16 protein-coding genes are annotated in these 12,382 nt (G+C 32.9%); 2 read left to right on the top strand and 14 right to left on the bottom strand.

What is annotated here, in order from left to right; genetic code table 11:
• Positions 1-102: 102 nt before the first annotated feature.
• Both BUC29_RS15475 and BUC29_RS15470 read right to left on the bottom strand, forming a co-directional pair.
• Positions 103-399, bottom strand: coding sequence for a DciA family protein (locus BUC29_RS15475; protein WP_073417079.1), 297 nt, complete (start codon positions 397-399; stop codon positions 103-105).
• Positions 380-820, bottom strand: a complete 441-nt coding sequence (locus BUC29_RS15470; protein ID WP_073417078.1) for a hypothetical protein — start codon at positions 818-820, stop codon at positions 380-382. Before BUC29_RS15470 ends, BUC29_RS15475 begins: the two co-directional genes overlap by 20 nt.
• Before the next feature lie 371 nt (positions 821-1,191).
• Between BUC29_RS15470 and BUC29_RS15465 the strand changes: the two genes are divergently transcribed.
• The gene (locus BUC29_RS15465; RefSeq protein WP_139260532.1) at positions 1,192-1,707 is read left to right on the top strand and encodes a hypothetical protein; all 516 of its coding nucleotides are present in this window, start codon (positions 1,192-1,194) and stop codon (positions 1,705-1,707) included.
• A 101-nt stretch (positions 1,708-1,808) separates the two neighbouring features.
• Complete coding sequence (locus BUC29_RS15460) at positions 1,809-2,879, top strand: serine hydrolase domain-containing protein (protein WP_073417076.1); 1,071 nt, start codon at positions 1,809-1,811, stop codon at positions 2,877-2,879.
• 80 nt (positions 2,880-2,959) lie between these two features.
• Here the strand turns inward: BUC29_RS15460 and BUC29_RS15455 are convergent, their stop codons facing one another.
• The 12 genes from BUC29_RS15455 to BUC29_RS15400 all read right to left on the bottom strand — a co-directional run bounded on the left by BUC29_RS15455 (position 2,960) and on the right by BUC29_RS15400 (position 12,288).
• Positions 2,960-3,139, bottom strand: a complete 180-nt coding sequence (locus BUC29_RS15455) for a hypothetical protein (protein WP_073417075.1) — start codon at positions 3,137-3,139, stop codon at positions 2,960-2,962.
• Between the two features lie 6 nt (positions 3,140-3,145).
• Complete coding sequence (ftsY, locus tag BUC29_RS15450; protein ID WP_073417074.1) at positions 3,146-4,099, bottom strand: signal recognition particle-docking protein FtsY; 954 nt, start codon at positions 4,097-4,099, stop codon at positions 3,146-3,148.
• A 166-nt stretch (positions 4,100-4,265) separates the two neighbouring features.
• Positions 4,266-4,418 (bottom strand): DUF4295 domain-containing protein, encoded by a 153-nt coding sequence (locus BUC29_RS15445; protein WP_012026946.1) that lies wholly within the window; start codon positions 4,416-4,418, stop codon positions 4,266-4,268.
• Positions 4,419-4,493: 75 nt separating this feature from the next.
• Positions 4,494-4,676: a 50S ribosomal protein L33 gene (gene rpmG / locus BUC29_RS15440; protein ID WP_008253902.1), complete on the bottom strand. Its 183-nt coding sequence runs from the start codon at positions 4,674-4,676 to the stop codon at positions 4,494-4,496.
• Positions 4,677-4,703: 27 nt separating this feature from the next.
• Positions 4,704-4,940 carry a 50S ribosomal protein L28 gene (rpmB, locus tag BUC29_RS15435; protein ID WP_008468080.1) on the bottom strand — a complete coding sequence of 79 codons (237 nt, stop codon included), beginning with the start codon at positions 4,938-4,940 and terminating at the stop codon, positions 4,704-4,706.
• A gap of 71 nt (positions 4,941-5,011) precedes the next feature.
• Positions 5,012-6,265 carry a competence/damage-inducible protein A gene (locus BUC29_RS15430; protein ID WP_073417073.1) on the bottom strand — a complete coding sequence of 418 codons (1,254 nt, stop codon included), beginning with the start codon at positions 6,263-6,265 and terminating at the stop codon, positions 5,012-5,014.
• 190 nt (positions 6,266-6,455) lie between these two features.
• On the bottom strand, positions 6,456-6,800 hold the full coding sequence (locus BUC29_RS15425; RefSeq protein WP_073417072.1) for an Hpt domain-containing protein: 345 nt from the start codon (positions 6,798-6,800) through the stop codon (positions 6,456-6,458).
• Positions 6,800-7,411, bottom strand: coding sequence for a fumarylacetoacetate hydrolase family protein (locus BUC29_RS15420; RefSeq protein WP_073417071.1), 612 nt, complete (start codon positions 7,409-7,411; stop codon positions 6,800-6,802). Before BUC29_RS15420 ends, BUC29_RS15425 begins: the two co-directional genes overlap by 1 nt.
• A gap of 90 nt (positions 7,412-7,501) precedes the next feature.
• Positions 7,502-8,272 (bottom strand): 3'-5' exonuclease, encoded by a 771-nt coding sequence (locus BUC29_RS15415; RefSeq protein ID WP_073417070.1) that lies wholly within the window; start codon positions 8,270-8,272, stop codon positions 7,502-7,504.
• A gap of 207 nt (positions 8,273-8,479) precedes the next feature.
• Positions 8,480-9,829, bottom strand: a complete 1,350-nt coding sequence (locus BUC29_RS15410; protein ID WP_073417069.1) for a dihydrolipoamide acetyltransferase family protein — start codon at positions 9,827-9,829, stop codon at positions 8,480-8,482.
• A gap of 83 nt (positions 9,830-9,912) precedes the next feature.
• Positions 9,913-11,076, bottom strand: a complete 1,164-nt coding sequence (locus BUC29_RS15405) for a glycosyltransferase family 2 protein (RefSeq protein ID WP_073417068.1) — start codon at positions 11,074-11,076, stop codon at positions 9,913-9,915.
• A gap of 30 nt (positions 11,077-11,106) precedes the next feature.
• Positions 11,107-12,288, bottom strand: a complete 1,182-nt coding sequence (locus tag BUC29_RS15400; protein ID WP_244160835.1) for a BamA/TamA family outer membrane protein — start codon at positions 12,286-12,288, stop codon at positions 11,107-11,109.
• Positions 12,289-12,382: the final 94 nt, after the last annotated feature.

Here is a 12,382-nt window from a genome sequence, read left to right as displayed (position 1 = left end):
AAAATACTTACCGTTCAAATATATCATAAAAAAAACACTTCTAAATTAAGAAGTGTTTTTTTATTTTTTAACATTAAAATTTACTGAGAAAACTAAAATATGCTATCGCAGAACCACATCTTTAACAACCTCACGCCCAAGTTCTTCGTTAATCATTTTCACAATTTTAGACTTCCCGTGAGTTAATTCTTCTCTTAAAACAGATGACCCCAGTTCTACATAAAGTGTACTACCTTTTAAAATAACATTTCTTGTATACGTTTTAACACCATTTCCCATTAAGTTTCCCCAAGCCTCTCTTACATCAATTTGATCCATTCCCGGTTGTAATTTATTTACCTCAATGATTTGCTGTAAAACAGCCCCAATAGTACTCTCATTATTTAGTCTCTTTGCCATCGTTTAAAATATTTATTGGTCCTGCTTTTTTATAATGATATTCTTTATTCTGGTCATTTTTTACGACAAATTCCTCGTTAGAAATCGAAATTAATTCTTCACTCCATTTAGCATAATTAGTACTATAGTCCAAAAAAGTCCCCTTATCTGTAAACCTCACCGAAACATTTTCAAAAGTATTGGTTGTCAAAAAAGTACCGTCAAGCTGTGCCATAACTTTAGTTCGGGTTCCTTTATTTCCTTTAAATGCAAAAAAATCAAAATTCTCGTTCATTCCATAAGTTTTGTCTTCTCCTTTATCAAAAACCACTTTTTCAATTTCCCAATAACCATTTAATTTTGCAATATCTGCCGGTTTTATTTCTTGTTTACAACTTACAAACAAAAGCGATAAAACCAAAATCATAAAAGTGTTTCTCATAATATTTATAATATTTATTCGAAGCTGTTTCCTGCTGTCCGCTATATCTTTTATCACCTCGTCTTTTAACGAGGCCATAAAAGGATGCCGCTTCCATCAGGGCTAGAGCTTACGTTTTCAAAAGAAAATTTAGTGATTTGCAAAGGTAACTTATAAAATTCAAAAGAAATATTCACAAACAAATTATTATTCCAATTTCTAAAAAACTTTTCCCTAAACAAAAAAAACCTATTCTAACAGCCTTATACCATATTATGGCTAAAAAAACTATAAATAAAAAAGAATTTTGCAGCAAAAATTATCCTTGATTTCTCCAACAATATATAAGGACATTAAAAATTAAGATCAAAAATTTCTCAACTTAAAAAACAATGAAAAAATCGTTAATTCTTTTGTTTAGCATATTGCTAATGATTTCCGGGTGCACTAAGCCCAAGAAAAAAAGTATTGCTGCTTATAAACCTGTATACTCTGAGGTTAATCATACCAATGAAAATCACGATTATGAAAAAAGAAAATCAATAAAAAATGATTTTCTCAACAACAAAAACGCAAAAAACTCACCAGTAAAAATTATAGCAGCTCAGTTATCCCAAACTCAATATTCTAACCACAAGGATATTAAACTCGTATTTAAAAATTCTGAAAAAAAAGACATTCAGGCAGTCAAATTTGAATGGTATTGTGAAAACTCTTTTGATGAGCCTGCAAACAGTAGATTTTTTTATGGAGAAGGAAGATCTACCGGAGAAATCACTTATTTATTGAAAGCAGGAACGACAAGGTCAAAAATCTGGGAAGACTTTTCAACTGACGCAAATCGTGTCATAAAAGCAAGGGCTTATTATGTAGTATTTACAGATGGAACGAAGTGGCAGCTTAAATAAAAAAATCAATGATTCAGGTCTTTATGCAAAATAAGTTGTAACTACGATTAAACTTTTTTGCATATTTTTGGTCAAACCCCAAAACCAAAAATAAAAAAACCATGATCAAAACTATTTGCACACTTCTGACAGCTTTACTATTTATAAGCTGCAGTAAAGATTCGACAGAACCAGATCCTACGCCAGCACCATCAGAAACTATGTATTTTCCGCCATTAACGGGAACGACATGGGAAACAAGATCCATAGCCGATTTAAAATGGAATCAAAGTGCAGTACAACCGCTTTTAGATTATCTGGAACTAAAACACTCAAAATCTTTTATTATTTTAGTAAACGGACGAATTGTTCTTGAGAATTATTTCAACGGACATTCGGCAACAACAAACTGGTATTGGGCAAGTGCAGGAAAAACATTAACATCAACCGTTACCGGAATTGCACAGCAGGAAAATTTACTAAACATCAACAACAAAGTTTCGCAATATATCGGAACCGGATGGACAAGTGAAACTCTGGCACAGGAAAACAAAATTACCTGTAAACATTTATTAACTATGACATCTGGACTTGACGACGCAACCGATGATGTTGATCCAGCAAGTTTAGTTTATAAAGCCGATGCCGGAACCAGATGGGCCTATCACAATGTTTATGTAAAACTTCAGGACGTTGTTGCAAGCGCAAGCGGGCAAACCTGGGAAAATTATTTCAATGCTAAATTAAGAGACAAAATCGGCATGAATGGAACTTGGGTCCAGCTTGGCGTAAACAGCGTTTATACAAGCACATCAAGAAGCATGGCACGTTTTGGATTGTTAATGCTCAATAAAGGAAAATGGGAAAACAATATAATTTTAAACGAAGCTTATTTTAATGAAGCAACGAACACTTCACAAAATATTAATTTAGGATACGGCTATTTATGGTGGCTTAACGGAAAAAGTTCTTATCATTTACCACAATCTCAACTTACTTTTCAGGGAAGTGTAATTCCAACTGGACCAAATGATATGTTTATGGCTTTAGGAAAAAACGATCAGAAAATTTATGTTGTCCCAAGCAAAAACATGGTAGTCATTAGAATGGGAGACGCGGCAGACAATGTAAATCTTGCACTTTCTGACTTTGATAAAGTTTTATGGGAAAAGATTAGTGCGTTATATCAATAAAAAAAATGAGCTTTTAAATAAAAAAAGGTAGTCAATCTTTTTTATTTAAAAGCTCTAAATATTTTAAAATAATATTTCTTTTATCGATTAGATCGCATCCTTTTAAATACCCCCAAAAAGAACAAAACGATTCCACCTACAAGTAATACATAATAAACTGATGGGTTATTATCTTTCAAGATATTTGCTAAAACAAAACAAACTACGCTGGCAAAATAAAAAGCTACAGCAGATATATTTTTTAAAGATTCTAAACTCATTATTTTTTATTTAAAGAAACTGTCAACGAATTCATATTTATTAAAGACCTGCAAATCTTCAATTCCTTCACCAACACCAATATATTTTACCGGAATTTGAAACTGGTCAGAAATACCAATCACCACTCCGCCTTTTGCAGTTCCGTCTAGTTTCGTAACAGCTAATGAAGTTACTTCAGTAGCAGCAGTAAATTGTTTTGCCTGCTCAAAAGCATTTTGACCTGTAGAACCATCTAATACCAAAAGCACATCATGTGGCGCATCAGCAACAACTTTTTGCATAACGCGTTTTACTTTCGAAAGTTCGTTCATTAAATTGATTTTATTGTGCAAACGACCTGCAGTATCAATAATAACAACATCTGCGTTTTGAGCAACTGCAGATTGCAACGTATCAAAAGCTACAGAAGCCGGATCACTTCCCATACTCTGTTTTACAATAGGCACATTTACACGATCTGCCCACACCTGCAATTGATCAATGGCAGCAGCTCGAAAAGTATCAGCAGCTCCTAAAACAACTTTATGCCCCGCTTTTTTAAACTGATAAGCAAGTTTACCAATCGTTGTAGTTTTTCCAACTCCGTTTACACCAACAACCATTAAAACATACGGTTTTTTATCTTTTGGAATTTCAAATTCAGTTGCTTCGCCTGTATTGGTTTCAGATAATAATCCGCCAATTTCGTCACGAAGAATTTGATTTAACTCTTCTGTTCCTAAATATTTATCTTCGGCTACGCGTTTTTCAATTCTTTCGATGATTTTTAATGTTGTATTAACTCCAACATCAGAACCTACCAAAACTTCTTCAAGATCATCTAAAACATCGTCGTCAACTTTAGATTTTCCGGCTACAGCTTTACTTAATTTAGAGAAAAAAGTAGTTTTTGTTTTTTCAAGACCTTTATCTAAAGTCTCTTTTTTTTCGGTAGAGAATAATTTTTTAAAAAAACTCATTTTTTTTGTAGATTATTTGATTATCAGACTTCGAGATTCATAAATCAGAAATCCAAATCTTTAAAGAAGGTCAATTGTTATACTTTCTTTAAATTTTTAGACAAATATAAAAAATAAAAAAGCTACTTCCGAATGAAAGTAGCTTTTCTATATATTGTATTTGTAATTATTTCTTTTTCAAGAATTCATCAACTAATTCAGGAGCCATAATAGATTCTACGAATATATATGCACCAGTTTTTGGAGATTTTACCATTTTAATGGCTTTTGATAATCTCTTAGAAGATGTTTGTAACGATGCTACGGTTTTCTTTGCCATGATTCAAATGTTATTTGAAGTTTTTTATAAAACTCTAATGGCCAAACCATTGAGATTTACAAAAATCTCTAATTATTACTTAATTTCTTTATGAACAGTTACACGTTTCAAGATTGGATTAAATTTTTTAATCTCTAATCTATCTGGAGTATTTTTTTTGTTCTTAGTTGTAATATATCTAGAAGTTCCCGGAACACCAGAAGTCTTGTGCTCAGTACATTCTAAAATTACCTGGATTCTATTACCTTTCTTTGCCATCTTGCTATATATTTATTTAGGAAAAGATTATTTGATAAATCCTTCTGACTGCGCTTTTTTCAAAACAGCAGTGATTCCATTTTTATTAATTGTTTTTATCGTAGATGCTGCTACTCTAAGAGTAATCCATCTATCTTCTTCTGGAAGATAAAAACGCTTTTTAACTAAGTTTACAGAAAACTTTCTCTTAGTTTTGTTCATAGCGTGAGAAACGTTATTTCCTACCATCGCTCTTTTACCTGTAAGGTCACAAACTCTTGACATTATACTTATCTTTTATCGTTATTCAAAATCAGGGTGCAAAGAAAAGAAAAATAAACCATTGTAGCAAAAAATTATTGCACAATTTTTAAAATTTCTTTCTGCAATATTTCTAAACTCTTAATAGTCGCTCTATCTATCACTTTTTCACGCGGTTGACCAAAGTTAAATTCTTCTGTAATTACTCCGTTTGGTGTTGCCAGAGCAATAAAAACAGTACCAATTTCAGCTTCTGAATCACCTTTGGAAGGACCTGCATTTCCTGTCGTAGCAATTGCATAGTCGGTTTTAAGCAAATCTTTCGCGCTCAAAGCCATAGCTGTTGCAACCTCAGCACTAACTACTGAAAACTGGTCTATTAAATCTTGTGAAATACCAAGAACATTAACTTTTGTTTCAGTAGCATACGATACTATACTTCCTTTAAAATATCGTGACGCTCCCTGAACAGATGATAAAAGCGATGCAATTTTTCCGCCGGTACAGCTTTCTGCAGTTGCAATTGTTTTATTTTGTTTTGCAAGCAGTTTTCCTACTACAGTTTCTATTGTTTCATTTTCCTCATAACCTACTATAATATCATGAATTATAGCATCGAGCGACTGAACATTTTCTTCAATTGCTTTTTCTAACTCTTCTTTATCCGTTCCGCGGGCAGTCATACGAAGGCGAACGCGTCCGGGATTAGGAAGATATGCCAGTTTAATAAATTCAGGCAGGCTATTTTCCCAGTTTTCAATACGTTCTGCAACTAAGCTTTCGCCCTGACCGTAGGTTAAAATGGTTTTATGAATTATATAAGGACGTTTATATTCTTCTGCAATTTTTGGAATTATTTCATTTTCTACCAGATATTTCATTTCATACGGCACTCCCGGTAGCGATACAAACACTGTATTTTCTTTTTTCATCCACATTCCCGGCGCCGTTCCCATTTTATTATGAAGCACCGTACATTTCGACGGAACAAGTGCCTGATCTTTATTTAACTGCGAGATCGGTCTTTTGTAAAAACCTTCTATTAATTCTGTTACATGTGCCAGAACTTGAGGATTCACAACCAGTTCATCATTAAAATATTCGCAGAACGTTTTTTTGGTAACATCATCTTTAGTAGGCCCTAAACCTCCTGTTATAATAACAATATCGACTTTGTTTTGTAATTGGGCAAACGTGTTTAGAATGTGTTGTTTATCGTCACTTATTGAAATCATCTCATATGTTTCAACACCAATACGATCAAGCTCTTTGGCTATAAAATTCGAATTTGTATCTACGATCTGACCAATTAAAATTTCATCTCCAATGGTAACTATTGTTGCTTTCATATTTATAAAATATTTTACTTATAAATTATATAAGTTATTATGAAGTTGGATTGCGGAAATGATTTGAGGCAGGAATAAAAGAAATTTTTCTTTTTTTATGAAGTCAATCTTTTGAAGAAATGCAAAATTAAATAACCAAAATTTTATTCCGCTTTTTTAACATTTTAAAAAAGCGGAATTATCTTGAGTTTTATACATCAAAATCTTTCTTGATTTCTTTGATAGCTTCTTTTACCTGAACTTTTATGCTTTTAAAAGTTTCGATAATATCTTTTTTCTTTCCTTCTGCTTTTGTCCATGCTTCAACCTGAAGAATTTCTTCAAAGGCAACATTTAACCCCATTAAATCTAATGTAGGTTTAATTTTATGCGCATAGGAATAAGCATATTTATGATCCTTTTTCTTAATTCCTTCTTTGATTTGTTTTAAATCTTCAGGAACTTCTGTAACAAACAATTTTAAAATTTCGTTTACAAATTCAGGGTCATTGTCTGAAAGCGCATACACTTTCGAAAGATTGTACTTTAAAGCCATTATTTTACTTGTATTCTGAATAATTTTTTATCTTCTAAAAAGCCTTCCAAAACATCATTTGGTTTTACCGGCCCAACACCTGCTGGTGTTCCTGTAAAAATAATATCTCCAATTTTTAGTGTAAAAAACTGTGATACATAAGAAACCAATTCATCAATTTTCCAAAGCATCAAACTTGTATTTCCTTTTTGAACCGTTTCAGAATTTTTTTTGAGTTCAAACGTAAGGTTTTCTAACGAAACAAAATCACTTTTTGGTAAAAAATCTCCAATGACTGCCGAACCATCAAAAGCTTTTGCTTTTTCCCAAGGCAACCCTTTTGCTTTTAATTTATCCTGTAAATCTCTGGCAGTAAAATCAATACCTACACTTATATCATCATAATATTTGTGCGCAAACTTAGGTTCGATGTATTTTCCAACTTTGTTAATTTTCACAATTATTTCTAATTCGTGATGAACTTCCTCAGAAAATTCCGGAATTACAAACGGATGCTGTTTCAACAAAACCGCCGAATCCGGCTTCATAAAAACTACAGGTTCATCCGGACGTTCGTTTTTTAACTCCTCTATATGATTGGTATAATTTCTACCGATACAGATAATTTTCATTCTTTTAAAGGTGCTGAGATGCTAAGGTTCTAAGATTCTAAGGCATCAAGCTTAAAACTTAGAACCTTAGCATCTCAGAATCTTAGAACCTTATTTTGTATTTAATTTTCTTAATTTAATTCCTGTCAAAACTTTTTTGGTATACAAAGGAAAATCAGCGTTTTGAATCCAGCTGAAATAACCCGGTTCTGCTTCCAGAACTTTTTCCACTTTTGCTCCTTTATGCTTTCCAAAAGTAAAGATTTCTTCATCATCTTTATCAAAAGCAATCATTCCTGCAAAATCGGCGATCTTTTTACGGGTTGTAAATTCAGACAATGATTTCATGTCGTTTTCCAATTCTGGATAGCGATCTAGCTGCGCTTTTAAAATTTCATAAGTTGCCATCGTATCCGCTTCTGCTGAGTGAGCGTTATCCAGGCTTTTTCCGCAGTAGAATTTAAAAGCCGCACTTAATGTACGCTCTTCCATTTTATGAAAAATAGTCTGTACATCTACAGAAACTTTATTTTTCATATCAAAATCAACTCCGGCGCGAAGCAGTTCTTCTGCTAATAAGGGAATATCAAAACGATCTGAATTGAATCCTCCTAAATCACTATCTTTAATCATATTATGAATATGAGGCGCCAGTTCTGCAAAGGTAGGTTCATTGGCTACTTTTTCATCTGTAATTCCATGAACAGCTGTAGTTTGTGGAGGAATTGGAATTGTTGGATTAACCAGCCAGGTTTTACTTTCTTTATTTCCGTTTGGGAAAACTTTAAATATCGAAATCTCTACAATCCGATCTTTACCGATGTCTATTCCGGTTGTTTCAAGATCAAAAAAGCAGATTGGTTTGTTAAGTTTTAATTCCATTTTTAATTTTTATAAGATTACAAATGTAAATTTTTAAAGCCAAATTTCCTGCCCAAATTTCTATTTTTTTGAGCAAAATTGGCTTTTTTTGTTGATTTTAAGTTTAAAATCAGACCAAAATAACCCGGTTTTCAGTTTTAGGTGTAAAACAAAAAACCCGAAAAACTTTTAAAATTTTTCGGGTTTAAAATTTATTTATGAATCAAATTAGAAATCTCTGTCTATATCAAAAGCTTCTAAATATTCTGCTACTCTTTTCACAAAACTTCCTCCTAATGCACCGTCTACAACTCTGTGATCGTAAGAGTGGGAAAGGAACATTTTTTGACGGATTCCAATGAAATCACCTTCAGGAGTTTCGATCACTGCAGGAACTTTACGAATCGCTCCAAGCGCTAAAATTCCCACTTGCGGCTGATTAATAATCGGTGTTCCGAAAACACTTCCAAAAGTACCTACGTTTGTAACCGTATATGTTCCGCCTTGTGTATCATCTGGCTTTAATTTTCCTGCTTTTGCACGATTCCCTAAATCGTTAACCGCTTTTGCCATTCCAACAAGATTTAACTGATCTGCATTTTTAATTACAGGTACAATTAAATTTCCGTTTGGCAGTGCCGCCGCCATTCCTAAATTGATGTTTTTCTTTTTGATGATATAATCGCCATCAACAGAAATATTCATTCCAGGGAAATCTTTTAAAGCTTTTGCAACTGCCTCCATCATAATTGGAGTAAAAGTAAGCTTCTCACCTTCTCTTTTTTCAAAAGCTGTTTTAACTTTATCCCTCCATTTTACAATGTTTGTCACGTCAACTTCAATAAATGACTGAACGTGAGCCGAAGTTTGTACAGATGCCGTCATGTAACCTGAAATTAGTTTACGCATTCTGTCCATTTCAACAATTTCATCAGCTCCGTTTACAGAAACCGGAACCGCCTGCTGGCTTTTTTGCGCAACTGGTTCTGGAGCCTGAACTGTTTTTGGAGTTTCAGCAGCCACCGCTTTTGGAGCTTCTTCAACCACTTTTGGAGTTTGTGCAACTCCAGACTTGCGATCGTCAATATATTTTAAAATATCATCTTTGGTTACTCGGCCGTCTTTTCCTGAACCCTGAATATTATCTAATTCAGCAACAGAAACGCCTTCTTCTTTTGCAATATTTTTTACTAAAGGAGAAAAGAATTTATCCGATCCTGCAAAATCCTGAGGAGCTGCAACAGTTTCTTTTACTACTTCAATAGTCTTTTCGATTTCGACAGCTTCTACTGGCGCAGAAACCTCAGCAGCTGGAGTTGCTGCAGGTGTATCACCACCTTCTGTTTCGATAATTGCAATAGTCTGCCCTACCTGAACTAAATCATCTTTGCCAAATAATTGTTCAACTAAAATTCCTGATACTTCACTTGGTACTTCACTGTCAACTTTATCTGTTGCGATTTCCAGTACAGCTTCATCAGCTTCAATTTTGTCTCCCACTTCTTTCAACCAGTTAGTAATGGTTGCTTCAGCGACGCTTTCTCCCATTTTTGGAAGCTTTAATTCAAATCTTGCCATATTGTTATTCTAAAGGGTGATTTTGATTTTCTGATTGCGAAATTAATGAAAATTTTAAATATAAATTACACTTAATATAATTTTTACTGAATTTTTCTGATTTGCCCTCTGTCATTTCTCGAATTACTTCCTATTATAAAATTTGTCTTTTTAGGGAAAATCTTAAAAGTAATATTCTTATCTTTAAGAGTTTCTATGATTTTGATACATTTTTTGAATGAAACATATTGATTATCCAAAATGATCTCTGTCTTTTTACCCTTTAAAATAAGCGACGAATTTACCATTTTTTCTTTTTTGAAATCTAAAAAACTGACTTTATTTTCTAAAATCGGAGCCAACTTTACTGACAAATTCTCATTTTCAGAGTATACAATATAACTTTCCGGCAGCGGTTTTATTTTAGGTTTTCCCTGAAACATTTTTACAAAAGAAAAAAACCATGTTCCTGTTTGAATAAAAAAACTAAAAAACCATGACTTTTTAAAATGCTTTTGATAGAAAAAGTTCATCGCATCCTGAAAACGTTTCATATACAATTCATCTTTTACGGTACTTTCTCCTTTATAATGCAGCACAGTTGTTTCATGAAAATAATAATTTTTCTTTTTTTTGAGAAGTGCTCTGTAAGACAAGTCAATATCATCGGCATACATAAAACAGTCTTCATCGAAACCGGTTAATTTTTGATACAAATGTTTTTCTAAAAACATAAATGCGCCAACGAGAATTTCAACTTTTCCGGTTTGGTTTTCATTTAAATGCTGGGCATAATAACGATTAAAAAGATTCCATTTTGGAAACACTTTATACAATCCAAAAATTTTTGTGAATGCAACCCATGGCGTGGGAATTCCGCGTTTACTTTCGGGAAGAAATTCTCCGGTTCCGTCGATTAATTTGCAGCCAATGATTCCGAGATCTTGTTTTTCTTTGGCGAAAGCTAAAATTTTAGTAAAAGTATCTTCGGCAACAACGGTATCGGGATTTAAAATACAGATATATTTGCCGCTGGCATTTTCTACACCTATATTATTACCTTTCGGAAAACCGAAATTTTGTTTATTTTCAATCAATTTTACTTCAGGAAATCTTGTTTTCATCATCAAACAGCTGTCATCAGACGAATTATTATCTACAACAATAACTTCGGCATCAAGACCGGCAATGGCTTCCTGAACACTTAAAACGCATTGTTCCAGAAAGTAACGCACATTATAATTAAGAATAATAACCGATAACTGCATTTAAAATTTTAAAATTGATTTTGGGGAAAGTTAGAAATTTTCAGCTAAACCTAAACGCAAAGACCAGTCGTTTTTACTAATTCCGTAATCGAGAACCAGATTACTGTTGTTTTTCTTGTTCCATTTAATACGTAATCCGGTTCCAACTGCCGGATTCCATTTTTTAAACTGATACGTATCTAATTTTGAAACCGAAGAAATATTGGTAAAAAATACAGCGCCCCAAAATCCGTTTTTAGAAATATCCGTTCGATATTCGGTTTCAAAATAAATTAAAGCATTGCTTCGAAATCTGTTTCTGGTAAAACCTCTGCCCGTTCTTCCATCCCGATCCCAGCCGATACTCGGCAGATCTAAATAATGGGGTTTTCCGCCAAAAGTTGACCAATAAAAGGCTCTGTACGCTAAAATGTGATGTTTGTATTTACTAAAAGAATGATATTTTCGTGCATCAAAATAAACCGAATTCCATTTTTTTCCATCAACGCCGCTTGTATTAATTCGGTAATCTGTTTCTATATATAGACCTTGTTCGGGATTTACATTGTTTTCTCTGGAATCGTAAAGTCCCTGAATAGCAATCCCAAAAGAAGTTTCATCTGAAAAATCACTATTCATATATTTAGAATAATCCGTTTCGGTATCGATATAAGAATCTTCGGAAATGTTTTGATAATTATCGAATAAAAGTCCCAGCCCAAGTCGGAAATCACCAATAACTTTTCGGGTCGCAAATTGATAAAAACGCCATTGCTGATAATCAAGAGTCGACATTTTTTCATCTGTATTATGGCCGCCCAAACCGTAAGTATCCTGCGGATAAATCATAAAACGATAATCTCCTATAAAATTCCAGTTGTTATTTTTTGTATAAATATAGCTTTGAACAGGAAAAACATATTGATTTGTGAAACTAAAATAAGGCGAGAATGAAACCTGAGACATTTTTGTAGTTTCGCTGTCACCGAGATAAAAAGTGGTTAAAAAAGAGACTACTAATCCCGCATTTTTATTAGCATCGATTGGAACGGGAAGTAAAGAAAAAGCTATTTTTTTATCCTGATTTTTTCTGATAGAATCATTTTTATGAAAAAGTTTATACAAAACATCCAAAATATCTTTATTATTTCTTGAAATGGAATCGTTTTGGCAATAACAAAATTGTATCTGAAAAAAGAAAAATAAACCCAAAAGAAATTTCGCATTCTTCATAATGTAAGTTTTTCAAATACAATATCTTACAAAATTAAAATTTTATTCAGAATAGTCGCTTTTTTTAAAAGAATAAAAAAGAAAATTCTATTTT

It is taken from the genome of Flavobacterium defluvii, assembly GCF_900129555.1.
Lineage (GTDB): Bacteria > Bacteroidota > Bacteroidia > Flavobacteriales > Flavobacteriaceae > Flavobacterium > Flavobacterium defluvii.
This window is presented reverse-complemented; position numbering and strand designations above follow the sequence as displayed.

What these genes read in the sequence shown, in the direction of transcription:
- BUC29_RS15465 (WP_139260532.1), top strand. Translation starts at nt 1,192, where the DNA reads ATGAAAAAATCGTTAATTCTTTTGTTTAGCATATTGCTAATGATTTCC.
- BUC29_RS15470 (WP_073417078.1), bottom strand. Translation starts at nt 820, where the DNA reads ATGAGAAACACTTTTATGATTTTGGTTTTATCGCTTTTGTTTGTAAGT.
- BUC29_RS15425 (WP_073417072.1), bottom strand. Translation starts at nt 6,800, where the DNA reads ATGGCTTTAAAGTACAATCTTTCGAAAGTGTATGCGCTTTCAGACAAT.
- BUC29_RS15475 (WP_073417079.1), bottom strand. Translation starts at nt 399, where the DNA reads ATGGCAAAGAGACTAAATAATGAGAGTACTATTGGGGCTGTTTTACAG.
- rpmG (WP_008253902.1), bottom strand. Translation starts at nt 4,676, where the DNA reads ATGGCAAAGAAAGGTAATAGAATCCAGGTAATTTTAGAATGTACTGAG.
- BUC29_RS15455 (WP_073417075.1), bottom strand. Translation starts at nt 3,139, where the DNA reads ATGAGTTTAGAATCTTTAAAAAATATATCTGCTGTAGCTTTTTATTTT.
- BUC29_RS15400 (WP_244160835.1), bottom strand. Translation starts at nt 12,288, where the DNA reads ATGAAGAATGCGAAATTTCTTTTGGGTTTATTTTTCTTTTTTCAGATA.
- BUC29_RS15420 (WP_073417071.1), bottom strand. Translation starts at nt 7,411, where the DNA reads ATGAAAATTATCTGTATCGGTAGAAATTATACCAATCATATAGAGGAG.
- rpmB (WP_008468080.1), bottom strand. Translation starts at nt 4,940, where the DNA reads ATGTCAAGAGTTTGTGACCTTACAGGTAAAAGAGCGATGGTAGGAAAT.
- BUC29_RS15445 (WP_012026946.1), bottom strand. Translation starts at nt 4,418, where the DNA reads ATGGCAAAGAAAACCGTAGCATCGTTACAAACATCTTCTAAGAGATTA.
- BUC29_RS15430 (WP_073417073.1), bottom strand. Translation starts at nt 6,265, where the DNA reads ATGAAAGCAACAATAGTTACCATTGGAGATGAAATTTTAATTGGTCAG.
- BUC29_RS15460 (WP_073417076.1), top strand. Translation starts at nt 1,809, where the DNA reads ATGATCAAAACTATTTGCACACTTCTGACAGCTTTACTATTTATAAGC.
- BUC29_RS15410 (WP_073417069.1), bottom strand. Translation starts at nt 9,829, where the DNA reads ATGGCAAGATTTGAATTAAAGCTTCCAAAAATGGGAGAAAGCGTCGCT.
- ftsY (WP_073417074.1), bottom strand. Translation starts at nt 4,099, where the DNA reads ATGAGTTTTTTTAAAAAATTATTCTCTACCGAAAAAAAAGAGACTTTA.
- BUC29_RS15415 (WP_073417070.1), bottom strand. Translation starts at nt 8,272, where the DNA reads ATGGAATTAAAACTTAACAAACCAATCTGCTTTTTTGATCTTGAAACA.
- BUC29_RS15405 (WP_073417068.1), bottom strand. Translation starts at nt 11,076, where the DNA reads ATGCAGTTATCGGTTATTATTCTTAATTATAATGTGCGTTACTTTCTG.